Origin of the sequence: Actinobaculum suis (assembly GCF_900102025.1) — a bacterium.
Lineage (GTDB): Bacteria > Actinomycetota > Actinomycetes > Actinomycetales > Actinomycetaceae > Actinobaculum > Actinobaculum suis.
In genome coordinates this window covers 1-1025 of the sequence record NZ_FNAU01000038.1, presented here as the reverse complement: position 1 = coordinate 1025, position 1025 = coordinate 1, and the positions used below count along the sequence as shown (strand labels likewise).

Sequence of the window (1025 nt, the reverse complement as noted above, 5' to 3'; positions counted from 1 at the left end):
TCCGACAACTCGAAAAGGAAAACGCGCTTTTGAAAGAAGAACGCGATATTTTGCGCAAGGCGGCGCAGTATTTCGCGAAGGAGATGGGCTTGTGATCCGCTTCAAGTTCATCGAGGACCACCGTACTGAGTTCTCAGTCAAGCGGATGTGTACCGTACTGAAAGTAAGGCGTTCTTCCTATTACAAGTGGGCCGCAAATGCGGCCCGGCGCGAGCAACAGGTATACGCTGACGGGCTGCTAGGGGAGCGAATTCGGATCGCTTTCGAGGCGGAAGGTGGCTTGTATGGTGCTAAACGTATAGCCGCGTTGCTTACTGCGCAGACCCCGGACCAGCCGGTAAATCACAAACGCGTAGCACGGGTGATGAAAGCTCTCGGGTTGGCAGGTTTTACGAAAAAACGTCGTGTTCGCACTACTGTCAGTGATCCACATAAGCGGGTCTTTGATGATCTTCTCGAGCGTGATTTCACCGCGGCCAGGCCTAACGACAAGCTTGTCGGGGACATTACATATCTTCCCCTTGCCGGGCAAAAGAATATGTATCTGGCTACTGTGATTGACTGTTTCTCCCGGAAACTGGTCGGTTTTGCGATTGCAGATCACATGCGTGTTGAACTCGCCCGAGAGGCATTACTGATGGCCGCAGACCAGCGAGGATCCTTGCGTGGAACGATTTTCCATTCTGATCACGGCAGTGTATACACCTCCTCTGTATTTCAAGAAACATGCCGCCAGTTGGGAGTACAACAATCCATGGGAGCTGTAGGCAGTAGTGCCGATAACGCGCTGGCAGAGTCATTTAATGCAACGCTCAAACGAGAAGTTCTCAAAAATGCGAAGGTTTTCCCCAACATGCTCTCCTGCCGCCGGCAGGTCTTTGCGTGGTGTACTCGGTATAACACGAAACGATTGCACACCTGGTGCAATTACCAGGCCCCAGACACCTTCGAAAAACACGCGTCAGCTACACTTGACCTTGCAGCATAAACACCACCCCCATGTCCACTTTCCGGGGGTCGGGCCC

Annotated in this window: 1 pseudogene; it reads left to right on the top strand. The window is 52.7% G+C overall.

Annotated elements, in window-relative coordinates:
* Positions 1–988, top strand: a pseudogene (locus tag BLT47_RS08825) (IS3 family transposase); the annotation flags it as partial.
* Positions 989–1025: the final 37 nt, after the last annotated feature.